The organism is Mesorhizobium sp. P3_B5 (genome assembly GCF_056402815.1).
Map to the genome: position 1 here is coordinate 42,857 of NZ_JBFUGR010000016.1, position 24,399 is coordinate 67,255.

27 protein-coding genes are annotated in these 24,399 nt (G+C 64.7%); 8 read left to right on the plus strand and 19 right to left on the minus strand.

Translation table 11 applies throughout. The features are described from left to right. Nucleotides 1–9 precede the first annotated feature (9 nt). From dapB to AC1DVW_RS26490, 7 genes are all read right to left on the minus strand, one after another. Entirely contained in the window at nucleotides 10–852 is an 843-nt protein-coding gene (gene dapB, locus AC1DVW_RS26460) for a 4-hydroxy-tetrahydrodipicolinate reductase (RefSeq protein ID WP_477327052.1), read from the minus strand. Further along, nucleotides 849–2,702 carry an ABC transporter ATP-binding protein gene (locus AC1DVW_RS26465; RefSeq protein ID WP_477240220.1) on the minus strand — a complete coding sequence of 618 codons (1,854 nt, stop codon included), beginning with the start codon at nucleotides 2,700–2,702 and terminating at the stop codon, nucleotides 849–851. The genes dapB and AC1DVW_RS26465 overlap by 4 nt, the downstream gene beginning before the upstream one ends. Nucleotides 2,703–2,872: 170 nt before the next feature. Then, entirely contained in the window at nucleotides 2,873–3,898 is a 1,026-nt protein-coding gene (locus tag AC1DVW_RS26470) for a glucokinase (protein WP_477327054.1), read from the minus strand. A 103-nt stretch (nucleotides 3,899–4,001) separates the two neighbouring features. Next, nucleotides 4,002–5,084, minus strand: coding sequence for a penicillin-insensitive murein endopeptidase (gene mepA, locus AC1DVW_RS26475; protein ID WP_477327056.1), 1,083 nt, complete (start codon nucleotides 5,082–5,084; stop codon nucleotides 4,002–4,004). 87 nt (nucleotides 5,085–5,171) lie between these two features. Next, on the minus strand, nucleotides 5,172–6,074 hold the full coding sequence (locus tag AC1DVW_RS26480; RefSeq protein WP_477327058.1) for an SDR family oxidoreductase: 903 nt from the start codon (nucleotides 6,072–6,074) through the stop codon (nucleotides 5,172–5,174). Next, a complete protein-coding gene (gene queG / locus AC1DVW_RS26485) occupies nucleotides 6,071–7,231 on the minus strand; it encodes a tRNA epoxyqueuosine(34) reductase QueG (protein WP_477327060.1) in 1,161 nt (386 codons plus the stop codon). Before queG ends, AC1DVW_RS26480 begins: the two co-directional genes overlap by 4 nt. Continuing rightward, nucleotides 7,212–7,904: a glutathione S-transferase family protein gene (locus AC1DVW_RS26490; RefSeq protein ID WP_477240230.1), complete on the minus strand. Its 693-nt coding sequence runs from the start codon at nucleotides 7,902–7,904 to the stop codon at nucleotides 7,212–7,214. The genes queG and AC1DVW_RS26490 overlap by 20 nt, the downstream gene beginning before the upstream one ends. Before the next feature lie 173 nt (nucleotides 7,905–8,077). On the opposite strand from AC1DVW_RS26490, the gene AC1DVW_RS26495 reads away from it, so the two are divergent. Then, a complete protein-coding gene (locus tag AC1DVW_RS26495; protein ID WP_477327062.1) occupies nucleotides 8,078–8,884 on the plus strand; it encodes an undecaprenyl-diphosphate phosphatase in 807 nt (268 codons plus the stop codon). Nucleotides 8,885–9,149: 265 nt separating this feature from the next. Here the strand turns inward: AC1DVW_RS26495 and AC1DVW_RS26500 are convergent, their stop codons facing one another. Both AC1DVW_RS26500 and rsmI read right to left on the minus strand, forming a co-directional pair. Further along, nucleotides 9,150–9,527 carry a YraN family protein gene (locus AC1DVW_RS26500; RefSeq protein WP_477327064.1) on the minus strand — a complete coding sequence of 126 codons (378 nt, stop codon included), beginning with the start codon at nucleotides 9,525–9,527 and terminating at the stop codon, nucleotides 9,150–9,152. Further along, nucleotides 9,520–10,434, minus strand: a complete 915-nt coding sequence (gene rsmI / locus AC1DVW_RS26505) for a 16S rRNA (cytidine(1402)-2'-O)-methyltransferase (protein ID WP_477327109.1) — start codon at nucleotides 10,432–10,434, stop codon at nucleotides 9,520–9,522. The genes AC1DVW_RS26500 and rsmI overlap by 8 nt, the downstream gene beginning before the upstream one ends. A 163-nt stretch (nucleotides 10,435–10,597) precedes the next feature. Between rsmI and AC1DVW_RS26510 the strand changes: the two genes are divergently transcribed. Both AC1DVW_RS26510 and AC1DVW_RS26515 read left to right on the plus strand, forming a co-directional pair. After that, nucleotides 10,598–10,783: a hypothetical protein gene (locus AC1DVW_RS26510; protein ID WP_477327066.1), complete on the plus strand. Its 186-nt coding sequence runs from the start codon at nucleotides 10,598–10,600 to the stop codon at nucleotides 10,781–10,783. A 7-nt stretch (nucleotides 10,784–10,790) separates the two neighbouring features. Next, a complete protein-coding gene (locus AC1DVW_RS26515) occupies nucleotides 10,791–10,979 on the plus strand; it encodes a hypothetical protein (RefSeq protein WP_477327068.1) in 189 nt (62 codons plus the stop codon). A 231-nt stretch (nucleotides 10,980–11,210) separates the two neighbouring features. Here the strand turns inward: AC1DVW_RS26515 and AC1DVW_RS26520 are convergent, their stop codons facing one another. Genes AC1DVW_RS26520 through rph form a run of 5 tightly spaced genes read right to left on the minus strand, consistent with a single transcriptional unit; the run spans nucleotide 11,211 to nucleotide 14,503 of the window. Next, a complete protein-coding gene (locus AC1DVW_RS26520; protein WP_477327070.1) occupies nucleotides 11,211–11,534 on the minus strand; it encodes a low molecular weight protein tyrosine phosphatase family protein in 324 nt (107 codons plus the stop codon). Between the two features lie 5 nt (nucleotides 11,535–11,539). Next, on the minus strand, nucleotides 11,540–12,703 hold the full coding sequence (gene hemW, locus AC1DVW_RS26525) for a radical SAM family heme chaperone HemW (protein ID WP_477327072.1): 1,164 nt from the start codon (nucleotides 12,701–12,703) through the stop codon (nucleotides 11,540–11,542). 11 nt (nucleotides 12,704–12,714) lie between these two features. Then, the gene (gene rdgB / locus AC1DVW_RS26530) at nucleotides 12,715–13,362 is read right to left on the minus strand and encodes an RdgB/HAM1 family non-canonical purine NTP pyrophosphatase (protein WP_477240246.1); all 648 of its coding nucleotides are present in this window, start codon (nucleotides 13,360–13,362) and stop codon (nucleotides 12,715–12,717) included. Next, complete coding sequence (locus AC1DVW_RS26535) at nucleotides 13,362–13,772, minus strand: VOC family protein (protein ID WP_477327074.1); 411 nt, start codon at nucleotides 13,770–13,772, stop codon at nucleotides 13,362–13,364. The genes rdgB and AC1DVW_RS26535 overlap by 1 nt, the downstream gene beginning before the upstream one ends. 14 nt (nucleotides 13,773–13,786) lie before the next feature. Next, complete coding sequence (gene rph / locus AC1DVW_RS26540) at nucleotides 13,787–14,503, minus strand: ribonuclease PH (RefSeq protein WP_477240250.1); 717 nt, start codon at nucleotides 14,501–14,503, stop codon at nucleotides 13,787–13,789. 212 nt (nucleotides 14,504–14,715) lie between these two features. Between rph and hrcA the strand changes: the two genes are divergently transcribed. The 5 genes from hrcA (at nucleotide 14,716) to cysK (ending at nucleotide 19,354) form a co-directional block, all read left to right on the plus strand. Next, nucleotides 14,716–15,801, plus strand: coding sequence for a heat-inducible transcriptional repressor HrcA (gene hrcA, locus AC1DVW_RS26545; protein WP_477327076.1), 1,086 nt, complete (start codon nucleotides 14,716–14,718; stop codon nucleotides 15,799–15,801). 80 nt (nucleotides 15,802–15,881) lie between these two features. Beyond that, nucleotides 15,882–16,079, plus strand: a complete 198-nt coding sequence (locus tag AC1DVW_RS26550) for a hypothetical protein (RefSeq protein ID WP_477270093.1) — start codon at nucleotides 15,882–15,884, stop codon at nucleotides 16,077–16,079. 89 nt (nucleotides 16,080–16,168) lie between these two features. Beyond that, nucleotides 16,169–17,515, plus strand: coding sequence for a PQQ-dependent sugar dehydrogenase (locus AC1DVW_RS26555; protein WP_477327078.1), 1,347 nt, complete (start codon nucleotides 16,169–16,171; stop codon nucleotides 17,513–17,515). Between the two features lie 69 nt (nucleotides 17,516–17,584). Beyond that, the gene (locus AC1DVW_RS26560) at nucleotides 17,585–18,202 is read left to right on the plus strand and encodes a LysE family translocator (RefSeq protein WP_477327080.1); all 618 of its coding nucleotides are present in this window, start codon (nucleotides 17,585–17,587) and stop codon (nucleotides 18,200–18,202) included. A 171-nt stretch (nucleotides 18,203–18,373) separates the two neighbouring features. After that, nucleotides 18,374–19,354, plus strand: coding sequence for a cysteine synthase A (cysK, locus tag AC1DVW_RS26565; RefSeq protein WP_477327082.1), 981 nt, complete (start codon nucleotides 18,374–18,376; stop codon nucleotides 19,352–19,354). Nucleotides 19,355–19,385: 31 nt separating this feature from the next. On the opposite strand, the gene AC1DVW_RS26570 is transcribed toward cysK, so the two are convergent. The 5 genes from AC1DVW_RS26570 to AC1DVW_RS26590 form a co-directional block, all read right to left on the minus strand. Further along, nucleotides 19,386–20,336: an NAD(P)-dependent oxidoreductase gene (locus AC1DVW_RS26570; protein WP_477327084.1), complete on the minus strand. Its 951-nt coding sequence runs from the start codon at nucleotides 20,334–20,336 to the stop codon at nucleotides 19,386–19,388. A gap of 117 nt (nucleotides 20,337–20,453) precedes the next feature. Then, nucleotides 20,454–21,701 carry an RNA polymerase sigma factor gene (locus AC1DVW_RS26575; RefSeq protein ID WP_477327086.1) on the minus strand — a complete coding sequence of 416 codons (1,248 nt, stop codon included), beginning with the start codon at nucleotides 21,699–21,701 and terminating at the stop codon, nucleotides 20,454–20,456. After that, nucleotides 21,698–22,072, minus strand: coding sequence for a YciI family protein (locus tag AC1DVW_RS26580; protein WP_477327088.1), 375 nt, complete (start codon nucleotides 22,070–22,072; stop codon nucleotides 21,698–21,700). The genes AC1DVW_RS26575 and AC1DVW_RS26580 overlap by 4 nt, the downstream gene beginning before the upstream one ends. Nucleotides 22,073–22,210: 138 nt before the next feature. Then, on the minus strand, nucleotides 22,211–23,926 hold the full coding sequence (locus tag AC1DVW_RS26585) for a DUF4166 domain-containing protein (protein WP_477327090.1): 1,716 nt from the start codon (nucleotides 23,924–23,926) through the stop codon (nucleotides 22,211–22,213). Between the two features lie 24 nt (nucleotides 23,927–23,950). Then, the gene (locus AC1DVW_RS26590; protein WP_477327092.1) at nucleotides 23,951–24,382 is read right to left on the minus strand and encodes a thiol-disulfide oxidoreductase DCC family protein; all 432 of its coding nucleotides are present in this window, start codon (nucleotides 24,380–24,382) and stop codon (nucleotides 23,951–23,953) included. Nucleotides 24,383–24,399: the final 17 nt, after the last annotated feature.

A 24,399-nucleotide genomic window follows, 5' to 3' on the forward strand; every position in this document is an offset into this window, starting at 1 on the left:
ATGGAAATCTCAGGCGAGCCCGAGCACGTCCCGCATCGAATACAGTCCCGGCTTCCTCGCGCGCGCCCATAGCGCCGCCTTGACCGCGCCGCGGGCGAAGATCGCCCGGTCCTCGGCATGGTGCGACAGCGTGATGCGCTCGCCGGTGCCGGCCAGGATCACGCTGTGGTCGCCGACCACCGAGCCGCCGCGCAAAGTGGCGAAGCCGATCGTTCCAGGCTTGCGCACGCCGGTGTGGCCGTCGCGCACCCTGACATCGTTGCCGGCAAGGGGAATGCCGCGCCCCGCGGCGGCGGCATCTCCGAGCAGCAGTGCTGTCCCCGACGGCGCGTCGACCTTGTGCCGGTGATGCATTTCCAGGATCTCGATGTCGAAATCGTCGGCGTCGAGCGCCTTCGCGGCCTGCTCCACCAGCACGGCCAGCAGATTGACGCCGAGGCTCATATTGCCGGATTTGACGATCGTCGCGTGGCGCGCCGCCGCTGCGATTTTTTCATTGTCGTCGGCCGAGCAGCCGGTGGTGCCGATGATATGGGCAATACGCGCCTGCGCGGCATAGCCGGCGAACTCGACGGTCGCCGCCGGTGCAGTGAAATCGAGCACGCCATCGGCCCTGGCGAACACCGGCAACGGATCGTCCGATATCGCCACATTGATGATGCCGATGCCGGCGAGTTCGCCCGCATCCCGTCCGAGATAGGGCGACCCAGTGCGCTCGACCGCGCCGACGACGCGCGCGCCGGGAATCGTATGGATGGCGCGGATCAGCGTCTGGCCCATGCGGCCGGCCGCCCCCACCACCACCAGGCCCATATCGCTTGCCGGCTTCCCGGTTGCGGACGTCTCGCTCATCTCGTGCTCCCGGCCTGCGTCTCGAAATCCTCAACCGCACCTTGGGTCGTCGCGCTGTCGTCGACAAGTCCCAGGCCATCGATGCCCTGTATGCGATGGAACCGGGCATAGACGCTGTACGGATCGGCCATCAGCGAAGCATGCGTGCCCTCCTCGACCAGCCGGCCGTCCTCGAGCACGATGATGTGGTCCGCATTGACCACGGTCGACAGACGGTGCGCGATGACGATGGTGGTGCGCCCTTCCATGACCTGAGTCAGCGCCTGCTGGACGCGGGCCTCCGCTTCATTGTCGAGCGCCGAGGTCGCCTCGTCGAGCAGCAGGATCGGTGCATTGCGCACGATGGCGCGAGCGATCGAGACGCGCTGGCGCTGGCCGCCCGACAGCGTCACGCCGTTTTCGCCGACGGGCGTGTCATAGCCTTGCGGCTGCTGGCGGATGAACTCGTCGGCGGCGGCCTGTTGCGCGGCCTGTTCGATTTCGGCGTCGCTGGCGGAGAGCCGGCCGTAGCGGATGTTGTCGCGGATCGTGCCTTCGAAAAGATAGGGCGCCTGCGAGACATAGGCGATCGATTGGCGCAGCGAGCGCTTCGTCACCTTGGCAAGGTCCCAGCCATCGACCTCGATCCTGCCCTTGTCGACGTCGTAGAAGCGCTGCAAGAGCGCCACCAGCGTCGACTTGCCGGCGCCCGAAGCGCCGACGACCGCCGTCACCTTGCCGGCGACGGCGGTGAAGCTCAGATCCCTCAGAACCGGCATATCGGAGCTGTAGCCGAACGTCACATTGTTGAAGCGCACCTCGCCGGTGGTGATCCGCGCTTCGACGGCATCTGGCGCGTCGCTCTGTTTCGGTTCGAGATCGAGCAGCTCGTAGATCATGCGCGCATTGACCAGCGCGCGCTCCATCGTGACCTGCATGCGCGCCAGGCGCCGTGCCGGATCATAGGCCAGGATCAGCGCGGTGATGAACGAAAACACCGCGCCCGGCGGCTGGCCGAGGACCAGTGCCCGATAGCCGGAATAACCGATGACAGCGGTGACCGCGAGACCTGCAAGCATCTCGGAAATCGGCGACAGCCGCTCCGAGACGCGCGCAATCTTGTTGCTGCGCTGCTCCGCCGTGTCGGCCATGACGCCGATGCGCCGTGCCAGCTCATCCTCCATGGTGAAGGCCTTGACGATGGCGATGCCTTGCGTGGCCTCCTGGACAGACCCGCTCAGCCGCGAGTTGATCAGCACGGATTCCCGGTTGATCTTGCGGACCCTGCGGGTGATGTAGACGACGGCCCAGATCAGCGGCGGCCCGATCAGCAGCGAACTCAGCGACAACACCGGATCCTGGTAAACCATGAGGCCGACGAGGCCGACCAGCGTAACCGCGTCGCGGGTGATCGAAATCAACGTCAACGACAACAGGTCGCGGATGCCGCCGATATTTTCGTCCAGTTGTGCCGCCAACCGGCCGGAACGCGTGTCGTTGAAGAAGTCGACGCCGAGCTTCATCAGATGATCGAAGGTGCGTTTCTGGTAGCGGGCGACCAGATTGTTGCCGATAGTGGCCAGCCCCACCGCCTGAGCATAGCCGGCGAAGCCACGCACGATGAAGGCACCCATGAAGCCGGCACAGATCCAGAGCACCGAGTCGGCGCGCCGCTCGTAGAAGATCTCGTTGACCATCGGGGCCATCACCCAGGCCGTGAAGGCGGTCGCGCCCGAAACCAGCAGCGAGCAGACGATGACGACCGCATAGGTCCAGCGATGGTCACGGCCGTTTTCAGCGATGATACGGCGCAGCACCGCCGTGACCTCGCCGGGCCGAGCTTTCGCCGTGTTTGGGCTTTGAAGTGTCAAATCTGCAGCGCTTCGTCGGTTTCCGCATGGTAGAGCGGGCTGGAATTCGGCCCCCCTCTTAGCGCCCCGGTCGTGGCTTGCCTATGGCGAAACTTCGTCGCGGCCCGCAGCACGGTTCCAAAAAGGCCGGAAGCGGTTTTTGGAAAACATGATGCTCGCGACGGGAGCGTCTAGGCGCGCCAGCGCCGTCCCGCGGTCTGCACGCCGAACAGCGACGGGTTTCTGGCGTAGGCGGCAAGCCCCAGAAGCGCCGCCAGCGGGTGGGTGATGACGTAGACCGGCATGGAGCGCATCAGCTCGCTGTGCGGCGCCTTGTCCTCGAAAGCGGCGCGGAAATTGCCGGCTTTCAGGGCCGGCACGATCTTTTGCGCGATGCCGCCGGTGAGGAAGACGCCGCCGCGGCTCATGAACACCAGCGCCAGGTCGCCTGCGGTGCGCCCGAGGCAGGTGACGAACATCGACAGCGCTTCTTCGGCGATCCGGTCGGTTTTCGCCAGTGCGGCAGCGGTGATCTCGGCCGGCGTCGTGAAAGGCGCCGGCTTGCCGTCGGCCTTGGCCACCGCCCGGTAGACGTTGACCAGGCCGCGTCCGCACAGGATCTGCTCGCCGGAAATGCGGCCCTCGAGCTTCTCGATATGTGGGAACACCTGGAAATCGCGGGCCGAGCGCGGTCCGATGTCCATATGGCCGCCCTCGCCCGGCACCGGTATCCAGTGATTGAGGACATGGATCAAACCGGCGACGCCGAGCCCGGTTCCTGGACCGAGCACCACGCGCCCGGCATTGGCTTCCGGCGTGCCGCCGCCGATCTTTTCCATATGCTCTTCGCCGAGCGCGACGACGGCCAGCGCCTGCGCCTCGAAATCGTTGAGCACGACGATGTCGCTCAGGCCGAGATTGGCAAACATCTGCTTCGGCTTGACGATCCATGGGCAGTTGGTGAGCTGGATCTCGTCGCCGTCGACCGGGCCGGCCACGGCCAGCACCGCCGAATTCGGCCGCACCGACGAGCGGTCGAGCACCGCCGCCTGGATCGCTTCGTCGATGGTGTTGAAATTGGCCGTCTGCACGATTTGCGGCTCGCTCGGCTCCGAGTTCGCGTCGAGCACGATCGAAAAGCGCGCATTGGTGCCACCGATATCGCCGATCAGGATCGGAAACCGCAGCACAGTATCGTCGTCACTCACGCTAGGCATGCCCTTGTCCGTCCCCGTTCCGGCGGCGTTGCACCGTTCTTCGTTGACTAGCGCATGAGTTTGGAAAGGGAAAGAATGGATTTCGCCAGGGACCGCTGACAGGTCAGTTTCCCGGCCGCGGGCGCGGCAGCGGAATGTGGATCTCGGGGGTCGCAGCGAAGGCATTGGCCGAAGCCGGCAGAACTGTTCCTGGGCTTTCGGCTGGCGGAGCCGGCTCTGCATCTGCAAGAGCAGGCGCGGCAGCGATCGGCATGCCGTCGCCATGATAGGTGGCGGCTTCCGCCGAGGCCGGCGCCGGCGCGTCGAGCACCGCCTGGCACTGCTTGGGCAGGTTCGCCATCGTCATAATGTCGCGCGCCTTGGGCGCATCCGGGTTCTTGTTGGGCCGCCACGGCTCCTCGGTGAACCACCAGGCCAGCGACTTGTCGCAGCCGTCGCCGGGCGTGGTGGCTTCCTGCGCCTTGCAATTGGGCGAGCCCGGCTGGCAGCCGATGCGCATGTGAAAATGATAGTCGTGGCCCCAGAACGGCCTGATCTTTTGCAGCCAGCTGCGATCGCCTTTGACGGTGTCGCAGAGCTTTTTCTTGATCCCCGGATTGACCAGGATGCGCTCGACCTCCGGATAGCTCGCCGCGCGCTTCAAAAGCCGCATATGTGCCGGCGTCCACAGCGCGTCCTTCACCAGATGCGTCTTTTCGTCGACCAGCAAGGTGGCGCTCATCGATTCGCGCTTGTCGGTCGAAAGCTTTTGCGCCGGCATCGGTGTCAGCCAGATGTCGGCGTCGAGCCCGATCTGGTGCGAGGCATGGCCGGTCATCATCGGGCCGCCGCGCGGCTGCGAAATGTCGCCAATCAACAGGCCTGGCCAGCCGTCGGCCGCTGCGTCGCGCGACAGCTTTTCGACCAGCGCGATCATGACGGGATGGCCCCAGCGGCGGTTGCGCGAAGGCCGCATCACCTCCCAGTTCGGACCGTCCATGGGAATGGCGACGCCGCCGGCAAAGCAGCCCTTGGAATAGAAGCCGATCGATTGCGCCGCCACCGCCGCCGGCAATTTCTTGGCGCCGAACAGGTCTTTTGCCCGCTCCTCGGCCGCCGCCGGCTGCGCGGCGAGCCCGGCCACTGCGAGCAGGCCGAGTGCCGCCGCTAGCATTGACGTTTTGCCGAGCCGCATCGCTGTCTTCATGAAACCGGACCCCACCGCATTCCTGAACCAGGTTGCCCTAAGGCGACCACGGCGAATCATATCATGCCTTGCACGACGCTTCGATCGCTAGCGCTTCATCGGGCTGCGCGCTTCGCCGTCGCGCCAGTCGCCGCTGGCCCACATATGATCGAAGGCGGTGCGGTAGTCCGGAAAGCGAAAGCGATAGCCCGCCGCCTTGATCGCCGTATTGGCGACCCGCTTGTTCTCGCCATAGAAGGACCGCGCCATGGGCGAAAGTTGGGCGGTCTCGAACGGAATTTCCGGCGGTGGGGCGACACCCATCAGCGAGGCGGCATAGGTGACGACATCCTGCGGCGGCGCCGGCTCGTCATCGGTGACGTTGAAGATGCCACCTCTATTGCTCTCCGCCAGATGCCAGAGCGCGCCGGCAATGTCGTCGCAATGGATACGGTTGAACACCTGGCCGGGCTTGACCAGCCGCCGCGCGGTGCCGTTGTCCAGATTGACCAGCGCATTGCGGCCTGGTCCGTAAATGCCGGACAGCCGCAGGATCGCGACGGGCCGGCCGATATCCTGGCCGAGCTTCAGCCAGTCCTGCTCGGCCGCGACCCGCATCACCGACCGTTTCGACACCGGCCGGCATGCGGCGCTTTCGTCCACCCAGCCACCGCCATGATCGCCATAGACGCCGACGGTGGACAAATAACCGATCCATGCGAGGGCCGGCATATCAGCCGCGATCCTTGCGCGCGCGGCATTCAGCACCGGGTCGCCGGCCTCTTCCGGTGCAACCGAGATGACGAGATGGGTTGTCGTCCTCAGCGCCTCGCCGATCTCCGGTGTCAGCGCGCCATCGAAAAGCAGCGGCTCGATGCCAGCCTGCCGCAGCGCCGCGAATTTTTCAGTCGAGCGCGTCGTGCCGAAAATCTTGTCGTCATTGGCGTTGCCTCGCGCAAAAGCCTTGCCCGAATAACCGGCGCCGAAAATGAAGAAATGCTTTTGGCTCATGCATGCGTCTCGATTGGAGGGGGCAACGCCAGAAGCCATTCGTTTCGCACGGCTTCTTCGCTTTCTGTTTTCATCGCAGCGGCGGCACGGTCGGCAAATTCGCTCTCAGGCACAAGTCGCGCCAGCGCCCATACCGCAGCACCCCGCACTAGCGGCGAGGCATCGCCAAGCAGCGCTCGCACGGAGTCGACAAGCGAAAAATCGCCGGAATTGCCGGCGGCGATCAGCACATTGCGGACAAAGCGGTCGCGGCCGATGCGTTTTATCGGTGAACCCGAGAAGAAAGACCGGAACGCCGCGTCGTCGAGGCTAAGCAGCTCGCCGAGCGGCGGCTCGCGCAAATCCGCGCGGGCGGCAAGCTTCGCCTCCGAGGCCACTCTGGCGAACTTGTTCCACGGGCAAGCGGCCAGGCAATCGTCGCAGCCATAGATGCGGTTGCCGATCTTTTCGCGGAATTCGTGCGGGATCGGCCCCTTGTTTTCGATGGTGAGATAGGAAATGCAGCGCCGCGCATCGAGCCGGTAGGGTGCCGGAAAGGCGTCGGTCGGGCAGGCATCGAGACAGGCGCGGCAGGAGCCGCAATGGTCGATCTCCGCCCGGTCGGGCTCGAGTTCGGCCGTGGTAAAAATGGTGCCGAGGAACAGCCAGGAGCCATGCTCGCGGCTGACCAGATTGGTGTGCTTGCCTTGCCAGCCGAGCCCGGCGGCTTCGGCCAGCGGCTTTTCCATCACCGGGGCGGTGTCGACGAACACTTTGACGTCGCCGCCGGCGCGCGCCACGATCTTGCCGGCGATTTCTTTCAGCCGGCCTTTCATCACCTCGTGATAGTCGCGGTTCTGCGCATAGACCGAGATGGCGCCGCGGTCGCGCCTGGCCTGCAGCGCACGCGGGTCATGGTCGGGACCATAATTCATCGCCAGCACCACGATCGAGCGCACCTCCGGCCACAGCGCCGTCGGTTCGCCCCGGCGTTGAAGCGTCTCGGCGATCCAGCCCATCGAGCCATGAAAACCGTCGGCGACGAATTCGGCGAGCCGCGCGGGCGCCAGCGGAATCGCGCCGGGCGTGGTGACGGCAACCGCATCGAAACCGGCGCGCCGCGCTTCACGGTCGATCAGCGCGCGCAGGGTTTCGCTCTTAGAAGTCGAGGTCCGCATAATGCGACACCGGTGACAGGCCGCGCACCCGGTCGGACAGAAGCGGCCGGAACGACGGTCGCGATTTGACCCGCGTGTACCATTCGCGCGCCGCGGTGTGTTCGCGCCAGTCGATCTCGCCGAGATAATCCAGCACCGACAGTGTTGCAGCCGCCGCGAGGTCGGCATAGGTCACCCTTGAGCCGGCCAGCCAGTGGCGGGTGCCGGCCAGCCAGTTGGTATATTTCATATGCTGGCGGATGTTGGCTCGGGCCGCGCGGATCGCCGCCGAATCGGGCGAGCCGCCGCCCGCCGTTTCCGGCATGACCGGCTTCAGCACGCGTTCGCGCACCAGATGCCTTGTCACTTCGCCTTCGGCCTTGGTGAGATACCAGTCGGTGAGACGGCGGATTTCGGCGCGCTCCATCGGGTCTTCCGCAAACAGCCTTTTGTCGCGCTTCAAGACGCCGCGCGTCTCGTCGAGATATTCGGCAATCACCATGGCGCCGACGATCGGCACATCGCCTTCGGCCAGCAGGATCGGCAAGGTTCCGGCCGGGTTCAGCGCCAGGAACTCCTTGCGCCGCGTCCACGGCTTTTCTTCGATCAGCGCCAGCTCCTCGCCATACTCGCCGAAGGCGAGGCGAACGAAGCGGCAGGTGGCGAACATCGGGTGGTGGAAAAGCGTCAGCATGGTCCCGCGATAATAAGGCGCACTGGCGAATCGCCGGCGGCGCCGGTAAGTCTTGGCCGCCCGGATTCCGGGCCGTCAGGGTGTTGCGACCTATAGGGGGACTTCCGCGCCGTGACAAGCAAGCCCTTTCGCAAGCCGTTTTCTCAAGCGCTCACGCCAATGCCGAGGTTGCCATGGAAAGCCAGACCATCGTCGAAGCCCTGTTGCTCGGCCTGCTGGAGGGGCTGACCGAGTTCATCCCGGTCTCCTCGACCGGCCATATCCTGCTCGCCGGCCATTTTCTTGGCTTTCACTCGACCGGCAAGGCTTTTGAGATCCTGATCCAGCTCGGCGCCATCCTGGCGATCCTCAGCGTCTATTTCCGCCGCCTGTGGCAGATGCTGCTCGACCTGCCGCATGACCGGCTGACGCGGCATTTCGTCATCGGCATCCTCATCGCCTTCCTGCCGGCGGCGATCATCGGCGCGCTGGCGCATGATTTCATCAAGACGGTGCTGTTCGAATCGCCACGGCTGATCTGCATCATGCTGATCATCGGCGGCGTCATCCTGCTGGCGGTCGATCGCATGAACCTCAAGCCGGTCTACCGCGACGTCGAGCGCTTTCCGACCCGGCTCTATCTGCAGATCGGCCTGTTCCAGTGCCTGTCGCTGATCCCCGGGACGTCGCGCTCCGGCTCGACCATCGTCGGCGCGCTGCTTCTGGGCGTCGACAAGCGTGCGGCGGCGGAGTTTTCTTTCTTCCTTGCCATCCCGACCATGGTCGGCGCCTTCGCCTTCGACCTGTTCAAGAACCGCAATGTCCTGAGCACCGCTGACCTGCCGATCATCGCCATCGGTTTCGTCGCCGCCTTCATCACCGCGCTGATCGTCGTCCGCTTCCTGCTCGATTACGTTTCGCGCAACGGCTACTCGCTGTTCGGCTGGTGGCGGCTGGTGGTTGGTATAGTCGGGCTGGTGGCGCTTTTCATCTGGGGGTGAGGAGTGGTCCGCGGCCTCCGCGACTTCGTCATCCACGGGCGGAGCAAGGAGCGTAGCGACGCGGCGCAGACCCGAGGATCCATGCCGTGACGTCGATCGGGGAGCACAGCGGTCGAGAATAAACATTGCCAAGCCGTGGTTCTTCATCCTCCACATTCTGCACCGCAGAAGCGCTTAGACGTCGCGGCATGGATCCTAGGGTCTCCGCGACGTCGCTTCGCGACTGCTTCGCCCTAGGATGACGAAGGAAGGGCGCGGACCTCAGCTAATTCCGCCCATAAAACGCATTCTCGACATGCACCGGCCAGCGCCAAGGCAGTACGGCCACCATATCAAAGCGCACCGAAAGCCGCCCGTAGTCGCGCTGCCGCATCAGCCAGAGATCGGCCGCACCTTCGATACGGCGCTCCGATTCGTGGGCGATGGCCTCCATGGCCTCGATCAGCGTGCGCCGCGCCTTGACCTCGACGAACAGCACCAGATTGCCGCGCCGCGCGATCAGGTCGATCTCGCCGAGCTTGGTGCGGTAGCGGCGGGCGAGAATCCGGTAGCCTTTCAGCATCAAAGCCGCTGCCGCCAGCCACTCGCCGCGATGGCCGCGCCGATAGGCCTTTTGGCGGCTGGCGGCCGGGCGCTCAGCCACCGTCGCCTTCTCCAACGGCATCCTTAAGTTCAAGCAGCCGCCGGTAGAGCGCCTGTTTCTGGCCGCCGGTCATCTTCGCCGCTTCCGCCGCTGCCTTTGAGGCCGGCATTTCAGCGGCGAGCGACAGCAGCAGCCGGTCGATGTCGGCGGGTTGGTCGGCCTTGACCTCAGCGGGGCCGACGCAGATGACGATCTCGCCCTTCGGTGTGTCGGCCGCCGCATAGTGGTCGGCCAGTGCCTGCAACGTGCCGGTGCGCATTTCTTCGAAGGTCTTGGTCAGCTCGCGGCCGATCGCCGCCTTCCGCTCGCCGCCCAGCACCTCGACCATCGCGACAAGCGTCTCAGCCAGCCGCCGCGGCGATTCGAAAAAGATCAGCGTCGCCGGCACTGCCTTGAACGTCTCCAGTCTGGTCAGCCGCTGCCCGGTCTTCACCGGCAAAAACCCTGCGAACAGGAAGGCGTCGGAGGGCAGGCCTGACGCCGTCAACGCCGCCAGCGGTGCCGATGGGCCGGGGATCGGCACGACGCGAATGCCGTGGTCGATGGCTTCGCCGACCAGCCGGTAGCCGGGATCGGAGATCAGCGGCGTGCCGGCGTCGGAGATCAACGCCACGCTCTGCCCGGCCTGCAGGGCCGCGATCAGTTTTGGTCCGGCCTCGCCGGCATTGTGCTCGTGATAGGCTGACGTGCGGCGGCGAATGCCGTAGCGGTCGAGCAGCACGCGCGAGACACGCGTGTCCTCGCAGGCGACGACGTCGGCGGCGGCCAGCGTTTCCAGCGCCCGCAGCGTGATGTCGGAGAGATTGCCGATCGGCGTCGCCACCAGATAGAGCGCCGGCTGCAGCGGCCGAACTGATATCTCGGTCTGCCCGATCACATAGCTGCGTTTTGCCGTATCACCGGTCACCAGTGCCCCTGATATTTCGAATGCGTTTACCCTGTTTGGCACGGCGCACGCCCGGTTGCAAAACGTGACCGCGATGTAATCTGGCCGCCATGCCTTTGCCACAGTGGGGAACGAAACCAAGCCCGGCGAATTTACCCCCTGAGTCTCTGAGGAGGAGGACAGGATGGACAGCCTGAAGATCCAGGACGTTTTCGAGCCCTACTATGCCGGCCGCAAGCGCTTTGCCGCGCCGAAGGACAGCGTGCCGAGCGAAAAAGGCAACAGACAGTCGCAAAAGCCTGTCCCGCGCGCTCCGGCAGCGGAGATCAGGCTTTCCAACAACGAACCCGACAGCACGACGGAGCACTGACCGGACGATGCCCAATCGCTTCGATATTTTCATCACCCGTCTTGAAACGAAAACCACCAGGGAAGGCGTCCCGCCGCATCCGATAAGCGGCCAGAACAGCGTCCGCCGCGACAAGGCCGACGCCAAGCCGGCCCGAACCGGACAGGCGCATGCCGAGAAGGGTCGCGCCAAGCGCCATTTCAAGCACGACGCCTGATTGCTGCAACCTTCGCGATTGGCGCAGACAATTCTCTCTTCGTCATCCACGGGCGGAGCAAGGAGCGCAGCGACGCAGCGCAGACCCGAGGATCCATTCCGTGACATCAGCCGAAGAGCGCAGCGAAAACAGAATTCTGAACCATTGCAATGTCTTAACGTCGCGGCATGGATCCTCGGGTCAAGCCCGAGGATGACGAACGCGTAGGTGTTGCGCACCAGGCGACATTAGTCAGCTGAGATACCTGGACACCCGCGCCTTCAGCAGGTCAATCAGCTCCAGATCCATGAATTCATAGTCGTCGGGGATGTCGAGGCAGATCACCCGGGCCTTGCTCAGGCTGTTCCTGAATCTCTTCTGCAGTTTGGTGCGGTGCGCCTTCTCCATGACGAAGATGATGTCGGCCCACGCCACCAGCTCATGTGTCAGCGGCGTGTCGGCATCGTGGTTGGTTCCCGCCGACGCCACCTCGATATCCTGGCGCTTGGAAAACACCTGCTCGGCAGTCGGGCTGCGCAAGCGGTTCTGGCTGCAGACGAAGAGCACGTTTTTCAAAGGGGTTATCTCGCCAAATCCGCCACCACGGCGTCGAGCACGATCATGCCGGCGGCCGTGGCGCGCAGCCTTGCATTGCCGATCGGCACCACCAGCCCTTCGTCCTGCAGCACCGTCAGCCGCGCGGTCGACAGGCTGCGTCCGGAAAACGCTTCGTAGCGCGACAGGTCGATGCCTTCGGCGAGCCTCAAGCCCATCAACAGGAACTCGTCGGCCTCCTCCGAACGGGTCAGGATTTCGCCACCGGTGACGCCATGAGCCTTGGCCTCGACCAGATTGGCCCAGGTCTCCGGCATTCTCTCGGCGATCGTGACTGTGCGGCGGCCGTTTTCGATGAAGCGGCCATGCGCGCCGGGGCCGACGCCGACATATTCGCCATAGCGCCAATAGGTGAGGTTGTGCCGGCTTTCCGCGCCTGGCCGGGCGTGGTTGGAGATCTCATAGGCCGGCAGCCCGTGCGCCGCGGTGATTTCCTGCGTCAGCGCATAGAGGTCGGCGGCGTGGTCATTGTCGGGAATGGCAAACTTCTTTGCCGCATGCAGCGCGTGGAACGGCGTGCCTTCCTCGATCGTCAGCTGATAGAGCGACAGATGGTCGGCGGCGTGGCCGATTGCCTGTTCGAGCTCCAATGCCCAAGCCTCTGGCGTCTGGCCGGGCCGCGCATAGATCAGGTCGAACGACAGCCGCGGAAAGATTTCGCGCGCCAGCCCGATCGCATGCAGCGCCTCATCGACATTGTGCAGGCGGCCGAGAAAACGCAAATCCTTGTCGTTCAGCGCCTGCACGCCGAGCGACACCCGGTTGACGCCGGCCGCGCGATAGCCGCGAAAGCGCTCCGCCTCGACCGAGGACGGATTGGCTTCCAGCGTCACCTCGATGCCATCGGGCACCGTCCAGTTTTTGGCCACCGCGTCCAGCACCGCCGCCACCGTTTCCGGTTTCATCAGTGACGGCGTGCCGCCGCCGAGAAAAATGCTGGTGACGTCGCGCGGTCCGGTGCGTTCGCGCATGGTCTTGAGCTCGGTCTCGAAGGCGCGGGCAAAACGCTCCTGGTCGACGGGCTGGTGGCGGACATGGCTGTTGAAGTCGCAATACGGGCACTTGGCCGCACAGAACGGCCAATGGATGTAGACGCCGAAGCCGGGCCTGCGGTCGAGGGGCATGGTCATGCCGGACCCAATCATTCCGAACCAAGTCGCGCTTGGGCGAATTTCTGGAAGGCGCGGGCGCGGTGCGACAATGCGGTCGGCTGGCCGGGCTTCCAGCCGTGTTTTTCCTCGGCACTCATCTCGCCAAAAGTCTTGTCGAAACCATTGGGCAAAAACACCGGGTCGTAGCCGAAGCCGAGCTCGCCGCGCGGCGGCCACACCAGCGTTCCCTCGGCCTCGCCGCGATAGTACTCGGCATCGCCGTCGGGAAAGGCCAGGCAAATGACGGCGACGAAGCGGCCCTTGCGCTGTTCCGGCAGAGCCGCGCCGACTTCCTGCAGCGCCACTTCGGTGCGCTGCATGGCCATGCCGAAGTCGCGCGAACCATCCGGCGTCTCGGCCCAATTGGCGGTGTAGACGCCGGGCGCGCCGTCGAGCGCATCGACGCACAGGCCGGAATCGTCCGACAGCGCTGGCAGGCCGGTCGCCTTGGCCGCGGCCAGCGCCTTGATGTAGGCGTTTTCCTCAAACGTGGTGCCGGTCTCGTCCGGCTCCGGCAGGCCGTAGTCCTTGGCCGACTTCGCTTCGAAGCCGAACGGTCCCATCAGATCGGCGAATTCGCGCAGTTTGCCGGCGTTATGGCTGGCAACGACGATCTTCTTGCCATCGAGAGAATGCATCAAAGGCCCCAGATTCTTGGCTCGGCGAATTCGATCGAATTGCCCGATGGGTCGCGAATATAGATCGAGCGGCCGCCTTGCGGCCATTCGAACTCACTTTCGATGGCGATCTTTTTCGCCTCGAGATGCGCCTTCCAGCCGGCGATTTCGTCCGCGTTTGCCGCAAAGCAGAGATGGCCCTCGCCAACCGTGCCGTGCGGCGGCACCTTCAGCCGCGCATCCGGCGCCGGCGGGACTTTCGTCGCCTCGGCATTGAAGACCAGCAGCACGCTGTCGCCGCAGCGGAAGAAAATGTGCCTGCCTTCGACCTTGCCGAGGAGATCGAGGCCGAGGACGTCGGTGTAGAACGCTTCGGCCGCCGCCAGATCGGTGACGTAGAGGGCTGATTCCAGGATGGCGGCGGGGGTCATCGTGAAGCCGAAGGTTACGCCACAGCCATCTGCTGCAGGCTGACCAGCCGCTGGATGCCTTTCTTGGCCAAGCCCATCAGCGCCGCGAACTGATCCTCGGAAAAAGGCTCGCCCTCGGCCGTGCCCTGGATCTCGACGATGCCGCCCTTGCCGGTCATGACGAAATTGGCGTCGGTACCGGCCGAGGAATCCTCGACATAATCGAGGTCGATGACCGGCTGGCCGTCATGGATGCCGCAGGAGATCGCCGCGACATGATCCTTCAGCACCTTGGCGACGCTGGCCATCTGCCGCGCTTCCATCCAGCGCAGGCAGTCGTAGAGCGCCACCCAGCCGCCGGTGATCGAAGCGGTGCGGGTGCCGCCATCGGCCTGGATGACATCGCAGTCGACGGTGATCTGCTGTTCGCCCAGCGCCTGCAGGTCGACCACGGCGCGCAAAGAGCGGCCGATCAGACGCTGGATTTCCAGCGTGCGGCCGCCTTGCTTGCCGGCGGACGCCTCGCGGCGCATGCGCTCGCCGGTCGAGCGTGGCAGCATGCCGTATTCGGCCGTCACCCAGCCCTTGCCGGAGTTGCGCATCCAGCCCGGCACCTTCTCCTCAAGGCTCGCCGTACACAGCACATGCGTGTCGCCGAACTTCACCAGGCACGAGCCTTCGGCGTGCTTGGAGACGCCGCGCTCGAAGGAGATGGCGCGCATTTCGTCGAATTGGCGTTTGGAAGGGCGCATTCAGGCTGTTTTCCTATGTTTTTCGGAATCGTGGCCGGCTTGTAACCGCATGGGGCCCATGGCGCAAAGGAAAATGGCCGACACAGGCGCCGGGCGACCTGACACAGGCGCCGGGTGATCTGGCACAGACACCGGGTGATCTGAGACACAGACACCGGGTTGCGCGGGCGCCGGTGAAGTCTATATCCTTTAGCCGGAGGTTTTTGGCTCGAATGACCAAGGCAGTTGCCGAACCCAGTTTGCTGTCGCCCGCGCTGCAGTCGCTTGATATGCGCTCGCGCGATATTTTTCGGCGCATCGTCGATTCCTATCTGAAGGACGGCGAACCTGTGGGCTCGCGCAGCCTGTCGCGCATCCTGCCATCGTCGCTGTCGCCGGCCACCATCCGCAATGTGATGAGCGACCTCGAGCATCTCGGCCTGATCTACGCTCCGCACATTTCCGCCGGTCGCTTGCCGACCCAGGCCGGGCTGCGGTTTTTCGTCGATGCTTTCATGGAACTGGGCGATCTCTCCGACGAGGAGCGCCGCACCATCGAGGCGCAGGTGCGCGCCTCCGGCTCGGGCGCGACGCTGGAACACATGCTGACCGAAGCCAGCCAGATGCTGTCCGGCATGTCGCGCGGCGCCGGCCTGGTGCTGACCGCCAAGAACGAAGTGGCGCTCAAGCATATCGAATTCATCCAGCTCGAGCCGACCAAGGCGCTGGCCGTGCTGGTGTCGCAGAACGGCGACGTCGAAAACCGTGTCATCGACCTGCCCGCCGGCGTCACCGTCTCGCAGTTGCATGAAGCCTCCAACTTCCTCAACGCCCACATCCGCGGCCGCACGCTGGCCGAGGCGCGGGTCGAGATCGCCCGCATCAAGGAAGAGACCAAGGCGGCGCTCGACACGCTGTCGCAGGATCTGGTCGAGAAGGGCCTGGCGGTCTGGGCCGGCGCCGACAGCGGCCTGCCGGCGCGGCTCATCGTCCGCGGCCGCGCCAACCTGCTCGAAAATGTCACCGCCCACGCCGAGATCGAGCTGCTGCGGCATCTGTTCGAGGACATGGAGACGCAGGACGGGCTGATCCAGCTGCTCGACCTCGCCGAAGAAGGCTCCGGCGTGCGCATCTTCATCGGCTCGGAAAACAAGCTGTTTTCGCTGTCGGGTTCGTCGCTGGTCGTCGCGCCCTATCGCGACAAGGACGCCCGCGTCATCGGCGCGCTCGGCGTCATCGGCCCAACCCGGCTGAACTACGCCCGCATCGTGCCAATGGTCGACTATACGGCGCAGCTGATATCGCGCATGCTCCGTTGAGGTGTATTGATATTCAGGTGAGGTCGGCCTGACCTGAATATCAAGTTGCCTCATGGCAAGGCTGCGCAAGGAGAAAAACAATGGCTTTCGAAGAGATCAAGGCGCAGATCAGCCTGCTGCTCGAAGAGATGGTCAACCAGCCGGAGGATCAGCATGAGGTGCAGGAACAGCTGCGCGAGAAGCTGAGGGAAATGCGGGCCATGGGCCTGCCGCTGCCGGCCGATCTCGTCGAGCTGGAAAAGCGCCTCGACGACGATTTCTACGCCGCCGGAAACTGAGTCTCGATCCCTTCAACACCCCGTGTGATGCGGAACGACCGACGAGCCCACCCGTTTCGCCGTGTCGAGGTGAAGCCATGGAGTTCAGCATGATGCGATTTGCCGGTCCGACAGCTATTTCCGCCGCCTTGTTTTTCGCCATGGCGGCATTTGCCCAGGCGGATCAGCCGCTGCTGAAAGGCGAAGCCGCCTTTGGCGACTGGAGGGACGACAGGCCGGGCGTGCGGCGCCTGATCCTGCCTGAGGATCTGCAGGCGCCCTTCCTTACCGAATCCGCATCCAATGGCGCCGGCCTGGCGGACCGGCCGGAAGGCGCCAGGCCGCAGATACCGCCGGGTTTTTCGGCCGAGATGATCGCCTCAGGCATCGCCAGCCCGCGCGTCGTGCGCGTCGCGCCCAATGGCGACCTCTTCGTCGCCGACAGCAGGGCCAACCAGATCCGCGTCTATCGTCTCACGCAGGGCAGCGCCAAACCCGCCGAGGAGGCGATCTTCGCCAACGGCCTCACCCAGCCCTATGGCATCGCCTTCTATCCCAAGGGAAACAGTCCGCAATGGGTCTATGTCGCCAACAGCAACAGCGTCGTTCGCTTTGCCTATCGCGACGGCGACCTCAAGGCTTCCGGCCAGCCGGAAACCGTCGTCGCCAACATTCCTTCGAGCCACCACTGGACCCGCGACATCGCCTTCTCGCCGGATGGCAAGACGCTCTATCTCTCGGTCGGTTCCGGTTCGAATGTCGCCGAGGGCATGGGCAAGCGGCCGAAGGGCGGGCTGGACGCCTGGGCCAAGTCGATGCCGCTGGGTGCTGCCTGGGGCGCCGAGGATGGTCGCGCCGATGTGCTGGCCTTCGACCCCGACGGCAAGAATGGCCGCATCGTCGCCACCGGCCTGCGCAATTGTTCGGGCATGACCGTGCAGCCGGCCACCGGCGCGCTCTGGTGCGTCGTCAACGAACGCGACGCGCTCGGCGACAATGTGCCGTTCGAATATGCAACCACCGTCAAGGACGGCGCTTTCTATGGCTGGCCCTGGTACTACATCGGCAACAATGAGGATCCGCGCCACAAGGGCGAACGCACCGACCTCGCCGGCAAGGCGACCATTCCCGACGTGCTGATCCAGGCCCATTCGGCGCCGCTCAACATTGCATTCTATACCGGCAAGAATTTTCCGGCGGACTATCAGGGCGATGCCTTCGTCGCCTTGCATGGCTCGTGGAATCGCGGCATCCGCACCGGCTACAAGGTGGTCAGGTTGCGGTTCAAGGACGGCAAGCCGACCGGCGAGTATGAGGATTTCATCACCGGCTTCGTCATCTCCGACGACGAGGTCTGGGGCCGCCCGGTCGGCGTGGCGGTTGCCAAGGACGGCGCGCTGATCGTCACCGAAGACGGCAGCGGCACCATCTGGCGCATCACCCATGGCGGCTCCTGACCCACTGGTGCAATCGAATCCCGTCGTGAGGGAATTCACCCGCACCCGGCTTTGCGCTAAAGCTGAGACATGACCCTTACCGGATTCCTCGCCTACAGTGCCGCACTCGGCATCGCCGCTGCCATTCCCGGCCCCGGCGTCACAGCACTTGTGGCGCGGGCGCTCGGCTCAGGCTTCCGCTCGTCGCTGGCCATGTCGTTCGGGCTGATGCTCGGCGACATCACCTACCTCACCGCCGTGGTGCTCGGCCTCGCCTTCGTCGCCCAGACCTTTGGCATGGTGTTTCTCGCCATCAAATGGCTGGGCGTTGCCTATCTCGCCTTCCTCGGCTGGCGCTTCTGGACCAGCGGCATTACGCCCGAAACGGTCGAGGCGAAAAAGGGCAAGGGCGGACTGCTGTCGAGCTTCATCGCCGGCCTCACCGTCACGCTCGGCAATCCGAAGACGATGATCTTCTATCTCGCCATCACGCCGACCATCGTCGACCTGAAGACCATCACGCTCGTCGACTACGGCATCCTCGTCGCGCTCACCGTCGTCGTGTTGCTGGTGGTGCTGGTGCCTTATCTGGCGCTGGCGGCCAAGGCGCGCTGGTTCCTGAAGTCGCCGCGGGCGCTGAAAGCCCTGAACCGCACCGCTGCCGGCTTCATGGTTGGGGCAGCGGCAGCGATTGCCGCTCGTCAGTAGGCGCGTTTCGGCCAAGCCATTCCAGAATCGGCCCGTTTCAGGAAACCGTTTTCCGATGCCGGGGTGCTTTAAGCACAGGCTCCACTCGGATATTTCCGGTCGACAGCTTATCTTGCCGGCCATACCCTGACGCCTAGAGTCCACTTGCCTGAAATCCTGGGAGCGAAACCAATGAACAAGCCCGTCACCTCAGCGCGCGTGCCCGGTCGCGGCCGCATCTACAGTTCGATCACAGAGACGATCGGCGACACACCGCTGGTGCGGCTCGACAAGTTCGCCAGGGAAAAGGGCGTCGTCGCCAATCTTCTGGCCAAGCTCGAATTCTTCAACCCCATCGCCTCGGTCAAGGACCGCATCGGCGTGGCGATGATCGAGGCGCTCGAGGCATCCGGCAGGATCACGCCCGGCAAGACCACGCTGGTCGAACCGACCTCCGGCAACACCGGCATCGCGCTCGCCTTTGCCGCCGCCGCCAAGGGCTACAAGCTGATCCTGACCATGCCGGAGACCATGTCGGTCGAGCGCCGCAAGATGCTGGCGCTGCTCGGCGCCGAGCTGGTGCTGACCGAAGGCCCGAAAGGCATGAAGGGCGCCATCGCCAAGGCCGACGAGCTGGCCGCGACGCTGCCCGACGCCGTCATTCCGCAGCAATTCGAAAATCCCGCCAATCCGGAGATACACCGCACCACGACCGCCGAGGAAATCTGGAACGACACCCATGGCGAGGTCGACATTTTCGTCGCCGGCATCGGCACCGGCGGCACCATCACCGGCGTCGGCCAGGTGCTGAAGAAGCGCAAGTCCTCGGTCCACGTCGTCGCCGTCGAGCCTGAGGCGTCGCCGGTGCTGTCTGGCGGCCAGCCCGGCCCGCACAAGATCCAGGGCATCGGCGCCGGCTTCGCGCCAAAAATCCTCGATACGACGATCTATGACGAGATCGTCAGGGTCTCGAACGAGGATTCGGTCGCCAATGCCCGTCTCGTTGCCCGCCTCGAAGGCGTGCCGGTCGGCATCTCGTCGGGCGCCGCCCTGCAGGCGGCGATCGTCGTCGGCTCGCGGCCGGAGAACAAGGGCAAGAACCTGGTGGTGATCATCCCGTCCTTCGCCGAGCGCTACCTGTCGACGATCCTGTTCGAGGGGCTCGGTACCTAGTTCGGCGGCCTGGGCGAGACACGACTTCGATTCAGTAACCTCGTTCGAGGTCGATCTGGTTGGACAGAGGCTCTCTTCTTGCGACCTGACCGCAGAGATCGGCGGCCTGGTCGATTCCAGAATCCACCCAGAAGCTCGCAACATGAGGCGTGATGGTCACCCTGGGATGAGTCCACAACGGCGATGAGGCCTCCAGGGGCTCACGCTCGAACACGTCAAGACAAGCACCGGAAAGCTGACCTTCGTCGAGAGCGCCGATCAGGTCAGCTTCGTTGACATGCGCGCCCCTGCCGACATTCACAAGGTAGGCACCTCGCTTCATTTTTCCAAAGGCACTGGAGTTCAGTATCCCACGAGTGTCACCAGTCAGCGGAAGTGAGCAGATAACGTAGTCCCGATTTGTGAGCGCGTCCGCAAGCTGGGCACGGCCAAAGTAGCTATGTATGCCAGGAAGCGTCTTTTGATGGCGAGACCAGACTGCCGTGTCGTAGCCCAGATCCGCAAACAGCTTTGCGGCCCAGCCACCGATCCGGCCCGCACCCAGCACAACGATTCTTGTCTCGGAGATCTTCCGCGGCGCGAGCGGAGTCCAAGATTTGCGGGCTTGCAGACTCATGTAATCCGCAACATGCCGTTGCTGGCAGAGAACGCGAAGGACGATGTACTGCACCACTTCCGAAGCCTGCTCACGCGTTGCGAGCCTGATCAGGCGAACACGCTTGGGAAAGCTCTGAAGATCAATACCTTCGACACCAGCCCCCAAATAGACGACGGCGCTTAGCCCCGTCATGGCGTCAAAAAAGCCAGGGCTGGCACCCTTGTCGATCAGCACAATGTCTATGTCACTTTTGTTCCCGGCATCTGGCCAAAGCCTGAACTCCAGCTGCGGCACGCGGGTTTTCAGCTCAGCAGCCCATACTTGTGCATCAATGTAGTCAGGGTACTCATTGACCATGAGGACGGTAATGGGCTCGCCGAACACTTCGCCCTCCCAGATGCAGTTAATCAGGCGTCCACCGGATAACCGGTCTGTTGAGGCTGAGGTTTGCGCAAACTGGCACCAGTTGCAAGGCCAGACCCCGGCGCCGTCTCCCGCCGCTCAATTCTTCAGCGCCGCGCGCTTTGCCTGCAGGAACCGGCGCACGGCCGGGTCGCGTTCGAGGCCGATCGCCCGGTCATAGGCCTCGCTGGCCTGCTGCATGTTGCCGAGCCTGGCCAGCAGACCGGCGCGGGCCGCCCAATAGGGCTGGTAGTCGTCAAGCCGCTTGTCGTCACCCAGCACGTAAAGCGCCGCCAGCCCTGCCGCGGCACCTTCGGCCTCGGCAATCGCCACAGCGCGGTTGATCGCCACCACGGGCGAACCGGCAATCACCGACAAGGCATCGTAAAGCTCCCTGATCGCCACCCAGTCGGTCCGGCCGGTCAGCCGCCGTGTCGTGTGGGCGGATTGCACGGCCGCCTCGAGCTGGTAGCGGCCGATGACGCCAATGCTGGCGGCGCGCCTGAGCAAAGCCTCGGCTTCGTCGATCAGGGCATCATCCCACAGCGCAAGATCCTGCTCGGCGAGCGGCACATAGTCTCCCTCGGCATTGCGGCGCGCCGCACGCCGCGCTTCGGCAAACAGCATCAGCGCCAGCAGCCCAAGTGCCTCCGGTTCATCCGGCATCAGCGAGGCGACCAGCCGCCCGAGCCAGATGCCTTCGGTGGCGAGGTTACGGCGTTGGGTCTCGGTGCCGGCCGGATCCGACCAGCCTTCGGCAAAGGCGGCGTAGATCGCCTCCAGCACCGTGTCCAGCCGCTCGCCGAGCTCGGCCCGCTCCGGCACGCGGAACGGAATGCCGGTTTCGCGGATGCGCGACTTGGCGCGCACCAGGCGCTGGCTCATCGTCGCCGGCGACACTAGGAAGGCGGAAGCGATCGTTGCGGCGTCGAAACCCAGGACCGTCTGCAGGATCAGCGGCGCCCGCACGCCGGCCTCGATCGCCGGATGGGCACATGCAAACATCAGCCGCAGCCGCTCGTCGGGCAGGTCTTCGTCGGTCATGCGCGCCTCCATTTCCTCGGCGATCAGCTTGAGGTGGTCGCGCCCGGCCTCTCTGGTGAGCCGGCGTCTGACCGCATCGACGCTGCGCCGCCGCGCCACTGCCAGCAGCCAGGCTTCAGGCTTTTCAGGCACGCCGCTTTGCGGCCAACGCTCAAGCGCCGCGGCAAAGGCATCGGCCAGCGCGTCTTCGGCGCCGGCCACGTCGCGCGTGCGCGCGGCAAGATAGGCAACCAGCTTGCCGTAGCTCTGCCGGGCAGCGGCTTCCGCCGCCGCCCGTGCAGTGTCTGGTCTACCGACTGTCACGCAGTGTATGCTGGCATGTATTCTGCCATCGGCCAGATCGGCCGCACTTCCATGGTGCCGGTGCTGGCACCGGGACAGCGCGCCGCCCACGAGATCGCCGCGTCCATGTCAGGCGCCTCGATCAGATAGTAGCCGCCGAGCTGCTCCTTGGTGTCGGCATAGGGGCCGTCGATCACATTGGTCTTGCCGCCGGCCACCCGCACGGTGGTTGCTATCTTCGTCGGTTTCAACCGCTCCCCGGCCAGGAGCACACCGGCCTTTTTCATCGCTTCGGTATAGGCGCCATAGGCGGCGCTCATCTGGACGGCCGCCTCTTTCGGTGCGGCTGCCATTGCGGCTTCGTTGGAATAGATAAGAAGCAGGTACTGCATGGTCATCTCCCGTGGTTACAGGGCCGCATCGGTGCGGGCCGAACGTATGTCGCGCGGCCACGCCCGATTTCGACAGGCGCTCGAAAAATCTTCGTCCCTGGCGGCGCGTTGCGCAAGCACACAAGCTTGCCGATGGCGCTAATTGCCCAGCGCTACGGTCTCCTGGGGCTGTCTGGAGCCTTGCGAGACGGACGGCTCCAGCCAGCCGCGGTAGCGCACGATCATGCTGGTGAGCGGGTGCGAAATCTCGACATGGAAGCGGAAGCGGCCGTCTTCCACCGCCTCGTAGGATGTCGAGCGCGGGCACAGAAACATCGGCAGCGGCAGGCCGAAAAGGCTCCAGCGGCGCAAAACCAGAGACAGCCGCCCTTCGCCTGCAACCAGCGCCATGGCGAAACTCAGCGGGCCGAAGCGCTCGCACAGCAGCCGCTCCGATCGGCCCCGGCCTTCGAACTGGCGGCTTGAAAAGCGATGCTCGCCAAAGGTCCGCGTCCAGGTCTCCTCGCCCTTGTCGGTTTCGAAATCGACACGCACGGGGGTGTCGGCGCTCGCCTCGGGAAAGCCGACCAGCCAGGCCGCTAGCCGGCTAAGGATAGAGCTTCCCCGCTCGACGCTGGCGCGACCTTGCGCCGCCCTGGCGTGGTCGTGCATGGCGCGGATTTCTTCGGGCAGGCTTTGCCAGGCGTCGCCGAGCAAGGCGGCATAGAGCGGCTTTTCGCGGTCGGCAGTATCGTCCCTGAAGCCGGTGTAGATCGTCTTGGCTGCAAACAGCGCCGCATAGTCCTCGAGTTCCAGATCGTGCACGGCCGCCCGCGCGCCTGGCGCCGGCCTGTGTCCGTCCAGCGTCTTTCGGACCAGCGCCTCGACCGCCATCGCCGGGATCAGCGGCCCGTCATCGCCTTCCGCCAAAAGATGCCATGAGCGTTTGACCGTGGCGCCCGACTGGTCCGCCCCTTCCACCGCGACGAACATGCCGCCGCGATGCTCACCCCAGCGCAGCCGGTTCGTCGCCCAGTGCATGAGCGGGGCGAGCGGCGACAGCGAGCGGACCAGTCCAGCGCGTACCAGCCATGCTAGCGCGATCAAGGCGCGATGCAGCAGCTCGGGAACCGGCCCCGCGCCCATCCAGATGGTTTTCGCCTGCGGCCAGAGGTCGGCCAGCGCCCGCAAATCCGGTACGTCGACCAGCGAGAACAGCGTGTTGTGCAGCGGCAGACGGCCCGGCGGCGCGATGGTCGTGCGCATCTGTTCGGTCAGCGGATGGCCTTGGCGCTTCTGGCCCTCCCGCGTCAGCTGGACCGGCTGCCCGGCATAACCCGCAATGGCGCGGATGACGTTCTCGCCGACGCCGGCATAAGGCGACGGCGCAATGCCGCCGCGAATGCTGTCGATGCGCGTCATCTCGGAGGACAGGCGACGCACCACCGCTGCCGTCAGCACCGGAAAACTGGAAACGCCGGACAGCACGAACAGGCCAGCCACTTTCGCCGCCACGTCGAAGGCGGAAACACCGACAACGAAATCCGAACCGTCGGCGAGGTCGAGATAGTTTATGCGCTGACCGATGCAAGCCTCGATCAGCCGGTAGCGCCCCTCGCCATAGGCCTGGAACGGACCGGTGGCGTCGACGACGATGTCGGGCCGCAGCGACGCCAGTTGCGCGTTGAGGTCGCCATTGCGATCGAACTGTGCGGGAGCGAGCTGAGCGACGGCGCGGCCTCGGCTCTTGCAAAAGGCCTCGGCCTTGGCGAGCGAGCGCCCGGCGACCATCAGGATCAGGCGCGGATCGTTTTCCAGCAGTTCGACGATGCGGCCGCCAAAGATTCCGTAGCCGCCGACGACAAGGACCCTCATCGCAGCTCACCCGGGGTTCGCATCCTAGCCAAGGAACCGTCCCCTCAACCCGGCCGACGGAATGTCGCAACTGTCCTTCCGGCCGAACAGCGCATAGCGGTTCCTGGCGATGCGATCGTAAAGCCAGTTGCGAAGCGGGCGCGGCAGCAGGAGCAAGACCCTTGCTGCCCGCCACGGCCAGCCCAGTTCGGCCATCACGGCGACGAGACTCTCGAGGCGCATGAAGGCCGCACCGTCGATGAGGACGAGGTTGGTCTCGTAGCTGTCGGTGCGCAGCCCGTATTTTCGAAACAGCGCCTCGCCGAAGGGCGACTGCGCCGTGGCGAAGCGGAAGCGGTTTTTGCGGTCGAGCCTCACCACCATACGCACGAAGCCCGAACACAAAACGCAGACGCCGTCGAAAACGATCAACGGCTGGCTGGCATCGAAGGTTTCAGAGGGATGGTCGATGGTCACGTGCAACCCGGCAGCTT